Raw genomic sequence first — 16,959 nt, forward strand, 5'->3', positions numbered from 1 at the left:
TCAGGTCAAGGTCAACTACAGTTACCGCTTTACCACGGCCACGTAAAGATAAGGCATAGTTTAGGGCAGTTTCAGTTTTGCCGCTGCCAAAGCCTCCTGTAAATACGCTGATACGGTTTTTACTGGTCAGCTAGGAGACCTCCTTCCTGTCAAAAAAGATTTTATTCGACACTTTTTATTGAAAATCCTTTAACATAGTTTCGTTATTAGAATAGTGAAAACCCGATATAAATCGCCGCCGCCCACATGATCAAAGCAGAGATTTTGTTGATAATTACCATAAACCGCCCCGATTTATCTAACTCTCCAGTCATTTGCCCTACCGCGGCCAGTCCTATGAACCAGATCCAGGAAACAACAATACAAGCTATGGTAAAAGCCGCCTTTTCCGCCCCATTGTAGTTGAGTGAACTGGTTCCGATCACTCCAACCGTGTCCATGATCGCATGAGGGTTCAAGAGCGACACTGATGCTGCAAACACAATTTGTTTCAAGGGGGTAAAAGTCTCTGCCGTATTATTTTCGCTCTTATGATTTCCAGGGGTACTCTTCCATGTGCTCCATCCCATATACAGCAAAAATACAATCCCTGTACTCAAGAGTATCGTCTTGATCCAAAAGGAGCCCAGGACCACCAAAGAGACCCCTAGAACAGCAAGGCTGATTAAAAGCGTATCACAGAGTGAGGCCGTCAGAACAACCGGAAGCGCGTTGATGAAACGTTTCTGCAGGGCCCCCTGATTAAAAACAAAAATGTTTTGGACACCGAGCGGAAGAATGAGTCCAAACGCCAGAATGAATCCGTGCATAAAGGCTGCTGCCATCCGAGTCCCTCCACTGCATCATGTATAAATACAATGATACTCAGACTGCGGCCGCTGTCTCCAACCAATTGGATGGATTTTAACCCAACCAAACAGTATAATGGGTTTAAAGTAAATTAGCGGAGATAACTCATTTATGTTTAACCTAGATTGGAAACCGGATAGATCCTCTCCAGTACCTCTTTATTTACAGATCAAGGAGTACATCAAAGACAAAATAGAAACCGGGGAATGGCCTGTAAACAGCAAAATTCCTTCGCAGCGCGCCCTGGCGGAAATCTGGAAAATCAACCGCAGTACGATCGTTACGGCTGTGGATGAATTGATATCAGAGGGATTGCTAAAAGGCAGAAGCGGAAGCGGAACGAGGATTATCAATAATACATGGTCCTTGATGACCTCCACCCCGCCCCCTGACTGGAACTCCTATGTCCAAGCGGGAATCCATCAACCCAATTTTTCTACGATACAGGAAATCAATAAAGCGGAGTTCTATCCCAATATCATTCGAATGGGGACGGGAGAGCCTGCCCCCGATTTATTCCCTCGTGCAATGATGAAAAACGTGTTTAACCGTTTGACGGACCACATAAGTCCACTTGGCTATGAAGAACCAAAAGGGTTACTTTATTTGAGAGACCAAGTCAGTAAGCATCTAAAAACGTTCGGTATCGATGCTTCCCCCTCTTCCATTTTGATTGTTTCAGGCGCCTTGCAGGCATTGCAGTTGATTTCAATCGGCCTGTTACACCGGGGCTCTACTATCTTTCTGGAAAAGCCTTCGTATCTGTATTCCCTGCATGTATTTCAATCTGCCGGGATGAGATTATTTGGACTTCCTTTAGATGAAAACGGGATTCAAACTAAAACGATCACGGAACAAAAAAGGAGGCAAAATGCTTCGTTGCTCTATACGATCCCGTCCTTCCATAACCCAACGGGAGTCTTGATGCCGGAAGCAAGACGAGGAGAACTGATGGATGTATGCGAACAGGAACAACTTCCGATCATTGAAGATGAAGTATACCGGGAACTTTGGCTGGATTCCCCGCCGCCTCCCCCTTTGAAAGCCATCGATAAAAATGGTCTCGTATTGCATCTTGGCAGCATGTCCAAAACATTGAGCCCAGGCTTACGAATTGGTTGGGTAGTTGGGCCGGAACCGGTCATTGAACGATTGGCCGATATCAAAATGCAAACGGATTACGGTTCCAGTTCCCTTTCTCAATGGACCGCAGCAGAATGGCTTTCAAGCGGGCTCTATCACCAACATCTTGAAAAGGTCCGGGAAGAATTGAAGGTCCGAAGAGAGGTCATGATTGATGCGCTGCAAAAACATTTTTCGGACATTGCGGCTTGGAGTGTTCCCAAAGGAGGTTTTTATGTCTGGCTGCGATTATTGCCTGCACTTTCCATCCGGAAACTTTTTGAAGCGTCATTAGAGAAGGGGATACTATTGAACCCTGGTCATGTATATGACCAACACTCCAGCCAGTATCTTCGATTGTCCTATTCTTACGCTTCCATGTCTGAATTGAAACAGTGTCTGCCTCAACTGTCCTTGATGATCAGGCAGCTGCTCAAATAGGTGAGTGTGCTCAGCTTGCCTATTCTACCCTTTAGTGCAATGATTATATTTATGTATACTTTTCAAGAAACCGGCTGAAATTTGTTGTTGCAGGCGGTATTAAAAAATGTTACATTGTTAAAAACGGGATGAAGCTCCCCTTTGGAAAAATCCGAACCGCTGATAACAGCTGATGGCTTCTACGAGAAAAAGGTAGAGACTATCAGCTTTTTTATGCTCAAAATAAAATGTCCGGGCTGATAACTCCCATTATGCGGGCATTCGCAGCGGTAGAGTTGATATTGTGCGTCCGAGCCATAGCCAGGAGGTGTTTTTTCATGGCTTTCCACAGCATATTATTTGAAAGAACTGAAGACAGCATAAAAAAAGAAACCCTGGAAAGGCACGGTTTAATAGGGAAACTTGTTGAACCATACCCCAAACCGATACGGAAAAAGCAGGAGAGGCATTATCTCAATGATAGTGCCTCTCTATTTGCTTTGAAGTGATTTAGTTGTCCCTTGTATTTGTATCAACACGGATAATCAATGAAGATAGCGATTTATTATCGATATATTCTGACAAAACAGTTCTGCCGTGTTGCTTCAAAAGTGCTTATAAATAAATCATCATCTGTGATCTTTCTTTCGGGATCATACACAACGAAAAGTATTCCTGCTACTGAAGATGGTATTTTAGTTATATCCGCTGCAATCCCTTCCGAAACAGTACTTTTGGCAGTTTTGCCTCTTGGAAATTTTGATTCAATAATTAAACCATCTTTTGCATGATCTGCCTTATATGCAGTTTCGCCAAATTGAAGAGCAGGATACTCCCTTGTAAATTCACCCTGGGTACTAAGTAAGGCTTGAACTTTGTCATTCATATCATTCTCATCTTTTGGTTTCTCGCGTTGAAATGACATTGGAATAGCCTTACGCAGAATAGTATCCATCTCATTCACCCTGATTTGAACCGGCGTATTCAAGTATTCTCGTTCAGCGACGATCCCTAAAAGAGAATTTTTATTTACCGGCACCCGAGGATCTTCAAACTTTAGTTGTATCGATTTTATAGCTTTCATGACCGAATCTCCAAAACGACCGTACAACTGAAATATTTCATCTAGACTATCATCTGGATTGTCATTTGGCCAATAATTTATGACATCAGTAATCTCATCAGTATAGCTGCGAAACAGTTCATCTTTTGTACGGCTTGATTCAGCACAAGCAAGACGCAGTGTATTGTAAAGATGCTGAGCCGTTTTTTTATCAAGTATTTCCTTAATAATGTCATCCGCATAAGTGACATCATAGTCCTCAAGACCAGAAGCGTAAATTGCAAAAATCCTATCTATACACTGAGAACAGCAGCCGCAATGTGTAGCCGAATTTTTGGGTTTGTTGCGCGTAGAACTGCAGGAAACAGAACTCGTAATAATATTTTCTTCTCCATACTGCTTGAAAATATCAAGGATATCGCTCTTGGTCTTGTTATAATACGGAGTGATAATGTTGAAGTCTTTATCAAACAGCCTGAAAAATTCACGCAGCAGCCCTATAGTCTTTGGGTGCGTTGTCCTGCTCATCCTTGCATTAAAAGTATCACTTTGCTTTGGTAAATTGATACTTGTTATACCGTTTTCATGAACGAAGAATTCCTTTTTTTCGTAACAATTACATATTGCAAATGCTATCGCCGAAAACAAAAACATCCTCGACCGCTGAGTTTCTTCTCTGCTTGGAGCGGCCTTCTTATTATGGCATTCAAAGCCATATTGAATGGCTCTGTTGGAATATTTATCTCGTAAATGTTTTGCAGTAGCATTTTGTGTTCGGATGGTACAATTATTTGCCTTATGACTAACAAGACATAATTTTCTATCATTATGATCATTGAGCCTTTGAATTGCCCCAGCTAAAGAGTCCAATCCTCCAGAGAAAAGCATGACATCTGTTTTTTCTGCCTCATCAAGTGTTATATATTCCGTACTAAATAACGACAATTGCTGATTATCAGTATTAACAGGACTTAAACTGGCCTTTGTAAAAGAAAAGTTAAAGCGACGGTCACCGGTCATGAATGCCAAGGCTTCGCCCATCTTGGTTGAAACCTTTCCATCTGACCAAAAAGCGATATCGGAAACAGGAATATGAAATTCGAACGCTCTTGACCATGCCGTGTTGTTGAGGCTATCTCTCTCACCACGGTTAATAAGCCTGTCCGCACAATAAACATATGCCGCAATACGTAATAAATCCAAAATGCGCGGAGAAAGATTTTCCGGATTTCGAACAAATTTATTGAACTCGATAGTAATGTTGGCCTCTAAACCATCGATATCCCGATTTAGCAGGTTAAGTTCCTGGCTGTTACATATACTTGACTTGCATAACTCGTCGCAATACACAATTATAGCTTCGTTGGGTTTTGAAGGTTGACTGTTCATTCTTTTGCAGCCTCCCTTCGAAACTCCTCTCTCATTTTACTAAAAGAAATTCTTAAGAAGTCTGTTATCTTATTATCGGCAGGAACACTTGTCATTGCGTGTTTATTAAACCATCCAGCCGCAAATGACTGCATGATTTTTGACGTTTCAAAAGCATGATGGGATATGGCATCTGCAGTTTGCGAGATTCCGGCGGAAAATGATTGCAGCGTCGCATAATCGTTGATTTCGCTTGCCGCAGAACGTTCAATGTAATACTTTATCTGTCTGTCGGTGAATGCAGCAAAGAATGATCTCGCCAATTCGCAAAAGGCCGCTCCTGAGCCGACATTTTTCCAAACCGGCTCATTATTATCACCAAATAGCGTTAATTGATCTGAGGTATGATGGCTCTGGTAAGTTGTAATGGCTTGCAATACAGCATCTCGTGCTATTTTGTTCGTTTCAAGTGAGCCATCTACTGTTGTAATGAAATTTTTCGCACTATTGACCAGTGAGAAAAGAGACAACTTATCATCGACCGCACACCCATTGTTTCTTAAAAAAGCTGCTTGATTATCTTGATTCGCTGACACAGAGAGCATGCATATTTCGGTCGCATCCGGACACCCGTTCCGGTAACATCCGGACAGCGTAACGGTCGCATCCGGACAGCATAACGGAATTATCCGGACAGCATTTCGGTAACATCCGGACACCTTGTCGAGTCAGTAGACTAACTGGTACCCTTTTAACAGATTAAAAGGGGGCCGACAGATGAGGAGGATCGAAATGCTGAAAGCGAGAGAAATTCTAAAGCTAAAACATGAAGTAGGAATGTCCTTACGAGAAATCGGGAAATCGTGTAATTGCGGGAAATCAACGGTATCAGAAGTGCTTGAACGGGCTGCTAAAGCGGGAATAACCTGGCCAATTGAGCTTAACGACAAGCAATTACTCTCATTGCTCTACCCACCCGTGGAACAGAAAAAAACAGTTCTTGAACCCGACATGGAGTACGTTTTCTACGAGATGAAGAAGAAGCATGTAACCCTGATGCTCCTTTGGGAGGAATATAAGGACAAGCACCCTGATGGGATCATGTACACCCAATTTTGTGAACGCTACAGGAATTTTAAAAAGACTAATCAGTTGACCATGCATATCGAGCATACAGCCGGCGAGGAAATGCAGGTTGACTGGGCTGGTACGACCATGTCTTATGTGGAGCCTGAGACAGGAGAAATCAAGCCTGCTTACCTTTTTGTGGCCGTCCTGCCGGCCAGTGCCTACCCTTTTGCCTATGCTTATGGTGATACCAAACTTCCTAACTGGATAGATGCCCATGTCAGGGCTTATGAATACTTTGGCGGCGTTCCAAAGGTAACGATCCCTGACAATACGAAAACTGCGGTCATTACCCCGGATCTCGTTGACCCGGTACTGAACAAAAGCTATTGCGAAATGGCCAGACATTACCGGACAACTTTAATCCCGGCACGGGCCGGCCGGCCAAAGGATAAGGCCGCAGATGAGAACATGGTAGGTAATGTGTCCAGGAGAATCATTGCAGCCCTTAGAAACAGGCAATTTTTCAGCCTATTTGAGATTAATCAAGCAATCAAGGAAGAGCTGGTGAAACTGATCAACCGCCCCTTTCAGAAGATGGAGGGGAACCGGCTGACGGCATTTGAGAAGATCGACAAACCACTCTTGCAGCCCCTGCCTGCAACGAGATATGAATTTTCGGATTGGAAAGAGACTAAAGTACAATTCAACTACCACGTCGACTATGATGGCTTTTTCTACAGCGTGAAATTTACCTATGTTGGCCAGCCATGCTCAGTGCGGGCAACCTCTAAAACCATTGAAATCTATATTGCCGGCGAAAGAGTTGCGGCATACGCCAGAAATTACAACCCGTATAAACGGTACATTACGCTTCCGGAGCATATGCCGGAAGCACACAAGGCCGTGTCTGGTTGGAGTCCGGAACGCTTTCTGTCCTGGGCGGAGAAAATCGGTCCCAACACTCGAGATTTCATAAAAAACGTGCTGGAAAGCCGTGAATACCCGGTGCAAACCTATCGAGCCTGCATGGGTATTATGCGATTTAGCAAAAGCCATCCTCCTGAAGTCATGGAAACTGCAAGCCTGGAAGCCCTGGCGAAGAAGACATATTCCTTCAAGTATTTCAGTATCATACTTAAGCAAGTGACCGCCAAAGCTTCAAACTCAAAACCTGAGAAGATTGTCAACCATGCCAACATTAGAGGCAGTAAAGCTTATACAGGGGGTGGTATCCATGCTTAACAACCCCACTGTAGAAAAGCTCCGGGATTTGAAGCTCAAAGTGATGGCCCAGATGCTAAGTGAGCCAGACTCCACCTTACGGGATCTGTCCTTTGAAGAGCGACTCGGCATCATGGTTGAAAGGGAATGGCTAGCCAAGAAAAATGCTCGCATTCAAAGGCTTTTAAAGAGCGCATCTTTAGGGCTAAATGCCTGTATTGAAGATATTGACTACAGTGCAGACAGAACAATTGACAAAAAGACCATCCAGACACTGTCAACATGCATGTTTATTGAGCAAAAACTCAATATCGTGATTTCAGGTAAGACGGGTAGTGGAAAGACTTACGCCGCCTGTGCCCTTGGCAATAATGCCTGCCGGCATGGCTATACCGTCAAATACTTTAGAATCCCGGAACTCCTGCTGGAAATTCAGGATGCCAAAAATGAAAACCGGTATGCCAAGTTCATGACTCAACTCCAAAACATCAAGCTGCTGATCCTTGATGATATCGGTCTTAAATCGTACACTCTTGAAGAAAGCCGGGACATCCTCGAAATCGCTGAGAGCCGGTACAACAAAGGCTCAATGGTGTTAGCAGGACAAATCGCCCATACTCAGTGGTATGATTTGTTTCCAGACCCTACGATCGCTGACGCCATTATGGATAGGGTTATCCATAACGCCTATATCCTGGCTCTTGACTCCAAAAAGTCCATGCGGGAAGTGATGGCAGAAAAGATAATTAGGAACTTCTAAGCTGGCTGTGGATAGTGCCGCCATCTGGACAACCCTCCGCTAGTCGCTACGGGTTGACCAGATGGCTTGGATAAGCCACTTGGGGTATTCCTTAAAAGAGTTTATCCATACTCTCCACAACCACGACGGCGACAATATTATTATTGACCATTGGCACATTTTGGAGTATTCTTCAAACCAATAAAGCTACCCCACGACTAACCGACAAGTGTCCGGATACTTCCGGAATCACTGTCCGGATGCCTCCGGAATCACTGTCCGGATGCCTCCGGATTAGTGTCCGGATGTTTCCGGATTCGCCGTCCGGATATGCCGGAATACGCAGAGCATAGCCAAAAACTTAATTGCCTTTGAAACAGACTCGTCATACGGCATCTGTTCATAATTTTTTCTTATACAAGTTAAAGTATCATCTGCTATTTTTGCAGTGGTTTCAGCGCTGGGTTGATATTCAGAAAGCTGCTGGACAATGGCATTCCATTGCTTGCGTTTTGGTAAAAAACCAATTCTTTCATGTCCCATGATATCGCCTCCCCCCTATGCCTCTTCATTCTACGTTATTAACATATACAACGTAATATGAAGCTGTTAGGTAGTTCGAAAAACGTATTTAGCCTCGAGTGCATCTGACATTATCTGATAAATTATACCATTTCCACTCCATAAAAATCAATATAACGTATAAATAATTCCTGCGTTCGCTCGTATATTTCTTGTTTTTTCATGGTTTTATTGTTATAATCAAAGTGTTTATTTTGGTTGAAAAAACCAGGCGAGGTGGACAAAGTGGCGATCAGTTATAAAAAGCTGTGGAAACTCTTAATTGATAAGGACTTAAAAAAGAAAGACCTGCAAAAGCTTGCAGGAATCAGTTCTGCTTCCATAACAAAACTCGGCAAGAATGAAAATGTGAATACCGAAATACTTGCGAAGATATGCAAAGCCTTAAATTGTGATATAGCCGATATTATGGAAATGAGCGATGACGTGAAACGATAAAGAATTGGGTGGGGTCATTATGGAATCATATACGCCGTATCAGACAAGATATTTTGCCGAACAAATACTTCTTAAACGCCCGCAGTCCAGTATTGACGGGCTTGCTTCCGCTATGTCCGGCGTAAAGGTTGATCTGAATCCCCATCAGGTAGATGCCGCCTTGTTTGCCTTGAAATCACCGCTTTCCAGCGGCGCACTACTTGCCGATGAAGTTGGTCTGGGTAAAACTATCGAGGCAGGGCTTGTCCTTGCACAATGCTGGTCGGAGCGTAAACGCCGTATCCTGCTCATTGTTCCCGCCGCACTTCGAACCCAATGGCGCACAGAACTTGATGAAAAATTTTTCATAAAATCAAGGATTCTTGAGTCTACAAATTATAATAAGGCCAAAAAAGAAGGTGAACTAAATCCTTTTGACATAAAGGATGAGGTTGTTATTTGTTCATTTAACTTTGCGTCTCAAAAAGAAATTGACGTGAAGGCAATCTCCTGGGACTTAGTCATTATTGACGAGGCACATCGTCTTCGCAATGTTTATAAATCAGGAAATATCACCGGGACGCGTCTGCGTCGCGCATTGTCGGGGAAGCGTAAATTACTGCTTACAGCTACTCCGCTCCAAAACAATCTGATGGAGCTTTTCGGATTAGTCAGCATTATTGACGAGCATGTTTTTGGCGATGCTCGAACGTTCCGGGATATGTACGTTTCAGTGAATAACGAGGAAGTTCGGAACCACGCTCTGAAGCAGCGGCTGAAGCAGTTTTGCAAGCGCACCTTGCGTAAACAGGTTACCGAATATGTAAATTACACAAGCCGCATAGCGATACTGCAGGAATACACGCCAACAGCGGATGAAGAAACCCTGTATAACTATGTTTCGGATTATCTGCGTTCGGATAAGCTTTATGCTCTTCCGCAGGGACAAAGGACGCTGATCACACTGGTGCTGCGTAAATTACTTGCATCGTCATCCTTTGCTATTTCCGGCACGCTTAATTCATTGATTGACCGGCTGGAAGGAAAACTTAAAGGTATTGAACATGAATTGAACCTCAATGACTATGATACATATGACGAATTGCTGGAGGAGCAGGAAGATTTAGAAGATTCGGAGCCCTCCGATTTAGAAAAAGACCGGGCAGGTATAACGGAAGAGTTGGAAGAACTACGTAAATTTTCCGAACTGGCGCAGGGCATTACATATAATGCAAAGGGTGAAAATTTACTTTCCGCGCTGAAACAGGGATTTGAAAAAACCGAGATGCTGGGCGGCAAGCGTAAAGCAGTGATATTTACTGAATCACGCAGAACACAAGAGTATCTGCTGAATCTGCTCTCCGACAACGGCTATAAAGACAGCATCGTTTTCCTGAACGGTTCGAATAACGATGAAATATCCAAAAGAATTTATGCAGAGTGGAAAGAACGGCATAAAAACGACGGGACAATTTCCGGTTCGCGGCAGGCAGATATGAAGGCCGCTGTCGTTGAGGAATTCAGGGATAGGGCTAGTATCCTTATCGGTACGGAAGCCGCCGCCGAGGGCATCAACCTGCAATTTTGCAGTCTGATTGTTAATTATGACCTCCCGTGGAATCCACAGCGCATAGAACAGCGTATCGGCCGTTGCCATCGGTATGGTCAGAAAAACGACGTAGTTGTGGTTAATTTCCTTAACCGCAAGAATGCTGCAGATGTGCGGGTATATGAGCTTCTCGATCAGAAATTCCGGCTTTTCAGCGGGCTGTTCGGCTCCTCCGATGAAGTTCTGGGTTCAATTGAAGCTGGTGTTGATTTTGTAAAGCGCATCGCAGCGATTTATCAGAACTGCAAAAACCAGGAGCAAATCCAGGAACCATTTGATCTTCTTCAAGAGGAACTCTCCGAACGTATCAATGAGAAAATGACTGCTGCACGGCAATCTATACTCGAAAACTTTGACGAAGAAGTAGCCGCAAGGTTAAAAGGATGCCAGGAAGATACCCTTGCCGGGCTTGATAAGTTCAGCCGCTGGCTGTGCAATTTTTTTATCATGCAGGGCGCAGAACGGGTAGAACCGCTCGACCAATGGCGACTCGCATATGCAAGCGAAGGGCATAGCGCCACATACAACATCCAGTGGAAAGACGCTGAGCGCCAGGGCGATATATTTCTGCGCAGGGACGATCCCCTGGTTCAAAAATGGCTGGAGCAAGCAATGTCCGCTCCCCTGCCTGGAGCAACTGTTCGCTTTAACCATACAAATTCGCCGGAACATAAAATAAGTTTCTTGGAGAGCCACCCGAATTTGCGCGGAACGCTTTCCTTGGACAAGCTGAGTTATACCGGCTTTGAAACCGAAGAACATCTCATCTTTACAGTCCTTACAGAAGATGGAACTGAAGTTGATGAAGATATAGTAAATCGCTTTATGGAATTGCCGGCAACAGTAATCAGCGGCTGCGAGCCGGAAACCGCCGAACTTAACGAGAAACGGTGCACTGGAATTGCATTGCGGCAAGCAAAAATCGAGGAGGAAAATAAAAAATACTTCCTCGAAGAATGTGCCAAGCTGGACGCATACAGCGAAGACTTAAAAGAAGGATTACAGCGGGAATTGAAGGAACTGGGCAAAGAAATTTCCGATAAAAAGAGGATTTTCAAAAGCAGTACCGACAGGCCGCTTGCGGAAATGCTGGACATGAAAGAAGAAATCAACCGCCTTGAGGAGCGCCGCAAGAAAATGCGCCGGGAACTCTACGAGCGTGAGGATGAAATCAATTCAGCCAACGAGCGTTTGCAGGATGAAATCCGCTCAAAGCTGGCCGGAACATCCAAAGCTGAGCATATTATGACCATCTCGTTTGAGATTGTCTGAGGATACGGAGGAATTGAAAATGTCGAACCTGAATGCCGAGGAATATAAAACTTTTGAAAGCATTAAACATGTTCGGGACAATGGAACAGAATTCTGGTACGCACGGGAGCTTGCTGAGGTTTTGGAATATGTGCAATGGAGAAATTTTCAAAAAGTGATTGACCGCGCTGTGCTTGCCTGCAAAAACAGTGGTTTCGAAGTCGCGGATCATTTTGCTGAGGTCAGCAAAACGATAGAAATGCCCAAAAATGCGAAAAAACACATTGTTGATTACGAACTTACCCGGTACGCTTGTTATCTGATTGTTCAAAACGGCGATCCGCGCAAGGAAATAATAGCGCTGGGTCAAACTTATTTTGCCATTCAGACACGCCGTCAGGAAGTTCAGGACGCCTTCAATCAGCTTGATGAAAATAATAAGCGATTAGTTGTTCGCGGTAATATCAAGCAATGGAATCAGCTTCTCGCGGAAGCTGCGCATAATGCCGGAGTGATAACCGACGAGGAATTCGCGATTTTTCAAAACGCCGGGTATATGGGTCTCTATGGCGGTATGACTGTCGCGGACATCCATGCGAAAAAAGGCTTGAAGAAAAATGAGAAAATCCTTGATTACATGGGAAGCACTGAGTTGATAGCAAACCTGTTCAGAATTTCTCAGACCGAAGAAAAGCTTAAACGGGACGAAGTTTCCACCGCTGCCGCTGCGAACAATACACATTATGAGGTCGCTGAAAAAATTTGAAAAGCGATTATTGAAATGGGCGCAACACTGCCGGAGGATCTGCCTGTGCCGGAGAAAAGCATTCAGACAATTGAGCGCGAGGAAATACGCAGGCTCAGAAACTCAAAGAAAAAGCTGATGCTGGACGAATAGGGGGTTTTACATATCATGCAAAAACTGGAGCTTACATGGATCGGCAAGGGCAGCGAACCTGCCGTGGAGCCGCGCATACTGCTGCACGACGCCTCAAAAGATTACGGCGATCCTGCCGCTGATAATATGCTCATACATGGCGACAACCTGCTGGCGCTGAAAGCGCTGGAACAGGAATTTGCCGGAAGGGTGAAGTGCATCTATATAGATCCTCCGTATAATACCGGTTCTGCGTTCGAGCACTATGATGACAATTTGGAGCATTCAACTTGGTTGTCGTTGATGAAACCACGTCTTGACATATTGAAAAATTTGCTTAGTGAGAGCGGAAGCATTTGGATAAGTATTGACGATGACGAGGGACATTATTTAAAAGTGCTGTGCGACGAAGTGTTTGGTCGTGGGAACTTTATAGCTACTGTAATATGGGAAAAGAAGTATACCATTGCCAACGATGCCAAGTGGTTTTCAGATAACCATGATTTTGTACTTGTTTATGCAAAGAATAAGGAGACATGGAGGCCAAACTTATTGCCTCGTTCAGATGAAATGAACGCAGCTTATAAGAATCCTGACAACCATCCGAAAGGTGTATGGAAAGCGACTCCGCTTCATGCCAAGAGCGGGTCTGATAAAGCTGAACCTTTTTCTTATACCTTTCGGAATGGAGTGACTTGGTCACCACCCGCTGGAACTTATCCTCGGTTTTCGGCTGAAAGTCTTGCTGTGATGGATGCAAATAATGAGATATGGTTTGGTAAGGATGGAAAAGCTGTACCATCAAGAAAAACCTTTCTATGCGATTTGAGGAAGAATGGCACACCCTCCCGAACAGTATGGAGGTTTGATGATGTTGGTCATAACCACGAAGCGCGTGACGAAGTTAAGGCGTTTAATCCTACATCTATTTTCGCCACACCTAAACCTGAACGCCTGATAGAGCGCGTCCTCACACTCGGTTCCAACGAAGGCGACCTCGTGCTCGACAGCTTCCTCGGCTCAGGCACGACAGCCGCCGTCGCGCACAAGATGGGGCGGCGCTGGATTGGCATTGAACTGGGCGACCACTGTTACACCCACTGCCTGCCCCGCCTGAAAGCAGTCGTGGACGGCGAACAGGGCGGTATTTCCAAGTCTGTCAACTGGCAGGGCGGCGGCGGCTTCAAATTTTATGAGCTTGCGCCGACGCTGATTGTCAAGGACAAGCACGGCAACCCGATTATCGACACCGAAAAATACAACCCCGAAATGCTGGCGGCGGCCGTCGCCAAACTGAACGGTTTTGCCTATGCGCCCGATCCGGAAGTGTTCTGGAAGCAAGGAAAAAACGTTGAGAATAGCTATATTTACGTTACTACCCAATACTTGACGGCACGGGAGCTCGACGACATTGCCCGCGATTTGCCGGAATATGAGAGGCTGCTCATTTGCGCCCCGGCGTTCGACATCGGGCTGGGCAAGCGGTATGAAAATATTGACGTGCGGAAAATCCCGCAATCGGTGCTGAATAAGTGCGAATTCGGCGCGGACAACTACAATTTGAATATTGTCAACCCACCGGAACTTGACGAGGAGGAATGGGACGATGCTGAACAGTAATGCAAAATTTATCAATAACCGGCTTGCCCTTCGCCCTCCTCAAAAAGAGAGTCTGGAACGCTTCCAGCAAATAGTGGATATTCTGTCGCTCTCCAAAAATCCAGACTTGGAAGAAGAATTACGAAAAATCCGCGAAATATTCCCGACGCTTACCAGCTTTGAACGGGAATTTCCGTCGGTTTGCTTTGCCCTTGCCACAGGCATCGGTAAAACGCGGCTCATGGGGGCGCTTATTGCATATCTGCATTATCAAAAAGGTATAAAAAACTTTTTTGTCATGGCTCCGAACCTTACGATTTATAAAAAACTGAAAGCCGACCTTGGCGACCCGTCGTGTGCGAAGTATGTGTTTCGCGGTCTGGACAAGTTCGTAAATCCGCCTCGCATCATCGACGGCGACAATTACGAAGAGTTTCGTCAGCTAACGACAAATGAGATTCTTCAACCGATAGTTATCAATATTTTTAATATTTCCAAGCTCAACTCCGAAAGCAGGACGGCGGATGGCAAGCCTGCCCGCATTAAACGGCTCAATGAAGTATTGGGCGAGTCATATTTTCAATACTTGCAATCCCTGCCGGATTTATGCATCTTCATGGATGAGAGCCACCACTACCACGCCGATCGCAGCTTTGACGTAATAAACGAGCTGCGTCCGATATTGGGAGTAGAGCTTACAGCGACGCCGCAGATCCAAAATGGCGCACGTAAAATCGACTTCAAAAATGTGGTATACGAATATTCTCTCGCCCACGCGCTGAATGACGGACTGTACGTTAAAGTTCCCGCAGTATTCACACGGAAGGATTTCCGCCCGGAGGAATATACGCCGGAACAGCTCGACCGTGAAAAATTAAATGACGGCATCCGGCTTCATGAAGAAACAAAAAGTAAGCTGGACGTGTATGCCCGCACCTATGGCAAACAATTGGTCAAACCTTTTGTACTTGTCGTTGCCAAAGACACCGAACATTCCCGGCAGATTAAGGAATATCTGACCTCGACGGACTTTTTTCGCGGGTATTACAAGGACAAAGTTCTGGAAATCAACTCTGCCCAGCGAGGGGCGGAAAAAGACGAGAACATTGAACTTCTCCTTTCTCTGGAGCAGCCGGACAACCGCATTGAGATTGTCATCCATGTGAATATGCTCAAAGAGGGCTGGGATGTAACCAACCTTTATACGATTATTCCGCTGCGTGCCTCCGCTTCAGAAACCCTCACCGAACAGACCATCGGGCGTGGGCTGCGTCTGCCTTATGGCCAAAGAACAGGCGAAGATGAGGTCGACCGTTTGTCCATCGTAAGTCATGACCGCTATGAAGCCATCGTCAGACTTGCTAACGACCCGAATTCGCTCGTGCGGCGTGTTTATTATATTGACCCCGCCGAACCCCAAAGCGATGATCAACGGGAAACGTTGGAAATGCCGACGGTATACGATGAGCTGACAAGTGCAGAGAGCTTTACGGAACAACTCGCCTTCACATTGAGGGAAACTGCGACGAATGACTATGTTGTGGATAAAGCTCCGGAACAGACCGTGCAGGTGGCGCAGTTTGTTGCCCGTCTTGCCTCCAAAACAGTCATGGAGCTTGGCAAACAAGTGAAAACCTTTGATGCCGCCAGGGATGAAGAAATAAAAAAACTGGTCCATACCAGCATTGTGAGCGAAACCATCCGGCAGTTCCCGGCACTCGGATTAAAAAAAGAGGATTTAACAGCGGTTGTTGAAAAAGCCATAGATACTTGTACGCAGGCACTGACTGAAAATGTGATTCCTATCCCGCAAGCGGTGGTGCAGCCTTTTACGGAAGTAAAACATGGTTTCTATGATTTCGAGTTGGACACCCGCAACATGAACTGGCACCCTTCGGACGATACGCTTATCGGAACAGAGCTGCAGGAAGGCGGTGAAACTTTCGAGTATCATACCGGATTTGCTCTCTTTCCAAAAACAGACACCGTTGAAAACGAGATTGTGCGGCACATCATCGTGCATGACAATGTCGATTACAGCAGCTGCGCCGATCTCATCTATTCCCTGATCGCCGACGCCAAGAGGCACTTTTTGTCGTACTTGAATCCTGAAGAAACAGAAAAGGTGATGCGTGACCGCCAGCGCAGCTTGGCGGAGATCATCTACGCTCAAATGAACGAGCATTTTTACAAAGAAGAAACCAGCTACAGGGCTTCAGGCATGCGTCCGTTTACACGCATAGAAACTGGGTTCGGCGGAAAGTTCAAATCCGACGATCTTTATGACTTGCGCGCCAACCTATCCCCTTCTGAGGTAAAGACGAAAATTTTCAAAGGTTTTAAGAAAGCTTGCCATACGCTATATAAGTTTGACAGTAATACCGAGCGCATATTTGCTATTGTATTGGAGAACGATGGCGCTGTGCTGAAATGGATGAGGCCGTCAGCAAAGCAGTTCAATATTTATTATGGTCCGGGCGGCATAAGCCGCTATGAACCGGATTTTGTTGTTGAAACGTCTGATGTAATCTACATGGTGGAAACAAAAGCATCTGATGATGTTCAGAAAGCGTTGCAGGACAAATCCGGCGATGTTTGGGAAAAGGCAATTGCCGGACAGGAATACTGCCGTGCCGTCACGGAGTGGAACGCCAAAAACGGGGGTAAACCGTGGAAGTATGCGCTTATTTCACACGATGAGGTGCGGCTGCAATCCAGCTTCATGTATCTTGTGAAGAACAGGCTGCCTATGGAGCAGTTGGAGTTGTAGT

The 16,959-nt window shown here is 45.2% G+C and carries 12 protein-coding genes, 1 pseudogene and 1 riboswitch; of the genes and pseudogenes, 9 read left to right on the forward strand and 4 right to left on the reverse strand.

Annotation, left to right across the window (positions count from 1 at the left end):
* Positions 1 to 206 precede the first annotated feature (206 nt).
* A complete protein-coding gene (locus Psfp_RS01845) occupies positions 207 to 824 on the reverse strand; it encodes a LysE/ArgO family amino acid transporter (RefSeq protein WP_134216856.1) in 618 nt (205 codons plus the stop codon).
* A gap of 136 nt (positions 825 to 960) precedes the next feature.
* Between Psfp_RS01845 and Psfp_RS01850 the strand changes: the two genes are divergently transcribed.
* Both Psfp_RS01850 and Psfp_RS21435 read left to right on the forward strand, forming a co-directional pair.
* Positions 961 to 2,412 (forward strand): PLP-dependent aminotransferase family protein, encoded by a 1,452-nt coding sequence (locus Psfp_RS01850; RefSeq protein ID WP_134216857.1) that lies wholly within the window; start codon positions 961 to 963, stop codon positions 2,410 to 2,412.
* Positions 2,413 to 2,527: 115 nt separating this feature from the next.
* Positions 2,528 to 2,601: riboswitch (Fluoride riboswitch) on the forward strand.
* A 128-nt stretch (positions 2,602 to 2,729) separates the two neighbouring features.
* Positions 2,730 to 2,900: a hypothetical protein gene (locus Psfp_RS21435; protein WP_192895230.1), complete on the forward strand. Its 171-nt coding sequence runs from the start codon at positions 2,730 to 2,732 to the stop codon at positions 2,898 to 2,900.
* A gap of 56 nt (positions 2,901 to 2,956) precedes the next feature.
* On the opposite strand, the gene Psfp_RS01855 is transcribed toward Psfp_RS21435, so the two are convergent.
* The gene (locus Psfp_RS01855; RefSeq protein ID WP_134216858.1) at positions 2,957 to 4,843 is read right to left on the reverse strand and encodes a 7-cyano-7-deazaguanine synthase; all 1,887 of its coding nucleotides are present in this window, start codon (positions 4,841 to 4,843) and stop codon (positions 2,957 to 2,959) included.
* Positions 4,840 to 5,418, reverse strand: coding sequence for a hypothetical protein (locus Psfp_RS01860; protein WP_134216859.1), 579 nt, complete (start codon positions 5,416 to 5,418; stop codon positions 4,840 to 4,842). Before Psfp_RS01860 ends, Psfp_RS01855 begins: the two co-directional genes overlap by 4 nt.
* Before the next feature lie 181 nt (positions 5,419 to 5,599).
* Between Psfp_RS01860 and istA the strand changes: the two genes are divergently transcribed.
* Both istA and istB read left to right on the forward strand, forming a co-directional pair.
* Positions 5,600 to 7,135 (forward strand): IS21 family transposase, encoded by a 1,536-nt coding sequence (gene istA / locus Psfp_RS01865; RefSeq protein WP_134216860.1) that lies wholly within the window; start codon positions 5,600 to 5,602, stop codon positions 7,133 to 7,135.
* Positions 7,128 to 7,874, forward strand: a complete 747-nt coding sequence (gene istB, locus Psfp_RS01870; protein WP_192895231.1) for an IS21-like element helper ATPase IstB — start codon at positions 7,128 to 7,130, stop codon at positions 7,872 to 7,874. The genes istA and istB overlap by 8 nt, the downstream gene beginning before the upstream one ends.
* A gap of 273 nt (positions 7,875 to 8,147) precedes the next feature.
* On the opposite strand, the gene Psfp_RS01875 is transcribed toward istB, so the two are convergent.
* Positions 8,148 to 8,396: a hypothetical protein gene (locus Psfp_RS01875; RefSeq protein WP_134216862.1), complete on the reverse strand. Its 249-nt coding sequence runs from the start codon at positions 8,394 to 8,396 to the stop codon at positions 8,148 to 8,150.
* A 264-nt stretch (positions 8,397 to 8,660) separates the two neighbouring features.
* Between Psfp_RS01875 and Psfp_RS01880 the strand changes: the two genes are divergently transcribed.
* From Psfp_RS01880 to Psfp_RS01900, 5 genes and pseudogenes are all read left to right on the forward strand, one after another.
* Positions 8,661 to 8,873, forward strand: coding sequence for a helix-turn-helix transcriptional regulator (locus Psfp_RS01880; protein ID WP_134215405.1), 213 nt, complete (start codon positions 8,661 to 8,663; stop codon positions 8,871 to 8,873).
* Between the two features lie 19 nt (positions 8,874 to 8,892).
* Positions 8,893 to 11,733 carry an SNF2-related protein gene (locus tag Psfp_RS01885; protein ID WP_134216863.1) on the forward strand — a complete coding sequence of 947 codons (2,841 nt, stop codon included), beginning with the start codon at positions 8,893 to 8,895 and terminating at the stop codon, positions 11,731 to 11,733.
* Positions 11,734 to 11,752: 19 nt separating this feature from the next.
* Positions 11,753 to 12,610: pseudogene (gene dinD, locus Psfp_RS01890) on the forward strand (DNA damage-inducible protein D).
* Positions 12,611 to 12,625: 15 nt separating this feature from the next.
* Positions 12,626 to 14,209 (forward strand): site-specific DNA-methyltransferase, encoded by a 1,584-nt coding sequence (locus Psfp_RS01895; RefSeq protein WP_205079444.1) that lies wholly within the window; start codon positions 12,626 to 12,628, stop codon positions 14,207 to 14,209.
* Positions 14,196 to 16,958, forward strand: coding sequence for a DEAD/DEAH box helicase family protein (locus Psfp_RS01900; RefSeq protein ID WP_134216865.1), 2,763 nt, complete (start codon positions 14,196 to 14,198; stop codon positions 16,956 to 16,958). Before Psfp_RS01895 ends, Psfp_RS01900 begins: the two co-directional genes overlap by 14 nt.
* Position 16,959: the final 1 nt, after the last annotated feature.

It is taken from the genome of Pelotomaculum sp. FP (assembly GCF_004369245.1).
GTDB lineage: Bacteria > Bacillota > Desulfotomaculia > Desulfotomaculales > Pelotomaculaceae > Pelotomaculum_C > Pelotomaculum_C schinkii.